The sequence below is a fragment of the Kitasatospora sp. NPDC001225 genome (assembly GCF_053597855.1).
The window spans coordinates 1-1,565 of sequence record NZ_JBSFJC010000435.1 but is presented as its reverse complement, the minus strand read 5'-3'; the positions used below and the strand labels follow the sequence as shown (position 1 = coordinate 1,565).

At 69.7% G+C, this 1,565-nt stretch carries 2 protein-coding genes; both read left to right on the top strand.

Going from position 1 to position 1,565, the window contains the following annotated elements; genetic code table 11:
- Positions 1-199 precede the first annotated feature (199 nt).
- Positions 200-502, top strand: a complete 303-nt coding sequence (locus ACWDCZ_RS41265; RefSeq protein ID WP_375875968.1) for a hypothetical protein — start codon at positions 200-202, stop codon at positions 500-502.
- 14 nt (positions 503-516) lie between these two features.
- The coding region (locus tag ACWDCZ_RS41260; protein ID WP_449818709.1) for an ALF repeat-containing protein at positions 517-1,565 on the top strand (1,049 nt) is incomplete at its 3' end.

Here is a 1,565-nt window from a genome sequence, read left to right as displayed (position 1 = left end):
CCTCGACCGCCACCGGCGCGGCCGAGTTGTCCGCCGGAGTGCCGTCGGCGGAGGCCAGTGCGGTGGCGCCGAGCGTGGCGGCCACGGCGACCGCAGCGCCAACGAGCAAGCGGGACAAGCGCTTTGCCATGCCTAATCCTTTTCGTTCATCTGGTGTTGCCCTGACGGGCGGATCTGCGGAATCGGGTGACCGGCCTGAATGGTGGGCGAACCAACCGGCAATGACGAGACGTCATTGCCGGTGGAAGTAGCCGAAGTTGCCGCATCGACGCCTTCGGTGCCGCAGCCGGAATCCGGGCCATCGAACCAGATGGGCTGGCGGCTCGACAAGCACTTTCTAGGCTCTGGCCAGGCAGAATGTCATGCTTTCCCAGTGGTTGGGTGCCTATCGGTGATGCGGTTGTATTTGCTTGGCTTTGCCCTTTGGCAGGTGTTTCATTGGCTGCTTTTCGAGCAACTTTCTGACTTCGTGAACGTTCTGTCGTACCGTCATCTGACGTAGGCTCCGCTGCGGCCGTGAATCCGGCCGATGCCGACAGTGGAGGTTTTCTGATGCACCATTCGATATCCCGGTCACGGGGGCGGGGGAGGGGAAGGCCGCCGCTGCTGGGCAGGCTCTCCCTGGGCCTGCTGCCGCTGGCTCTGACGGCGGGGCTGGTGGGGTCGGGCATCCAGACGGCTTCGGCCGTCGAGCCGACCGGCGGGCAGGCCCAGCCGAGCGCCCGCGAGCGTGCCGTGCAGGCATGGCTCGGCGGCGGTCCTCGTGTCCACGAGCTCGCCGAGGCCGCGCTCGCGGGCTCCGACCAGGACGTGAAGCAGTTCGTCGACAACGACCTCGCCGGCGCCCAGCGCCTGGACGACCTGCTCGCGGCCACGCAGATCTCCAGCGTGGGCGGGCCGAAGGTCCGCGAGGCGGCGGACAAGGCGATCGAGGGCACTCCCGCGGGGTTGCGCGCCTTCCTGCAGAGCGGCTGGAAGTCGGCTCTCGACGCCGACCGGCGGCTGACGATCACCCGGCTCACCGACCCCGCGATGGGCGCGGGCAGCAACCTGCAGGCTGCCGGTGACGCGGCGCTGCGCAGCAATACCAGCGACGACCTGCAGCGGTTCCTGACCGAGGGACAGTTCCCGGCAAAGGATTCCGACGACCGGCTCAAGCTGGTGCAGATCCTCAGCGCGGGCGGCACGAACACCCAGGCGGCGGCGCGTGCGGCGCTGAACGGGTCGATCGAGGACGTGCGCGACTTCCTGGCGGTCGGCCAGTACATCGCGCAGAGCCGTGACCAGGAGCGCGCGAGCATCGCGCAGCTGGTGCAGCAGGCGAAGGACGCGGGCGCGCAGGCGGCGCAGGAGACCGCCGCGGCGATCGAGGCCAAGGACAAGGCGGTCTACGAGGCGCAGAAGGCCATGGAGGCCGCCGCGCTGGCCGCGTCGGAGACGCAGAAGGCCGGCAGTGACGCGGCCAAGGCCACGGAGGCGGCGAACAAGGCCGCGACGGCGGCCGAGCGCGCGGGTGCGGCGGCGCAGACGGCGATGGCGGCAGCTCGTGCCTCGGCCTGGACGGC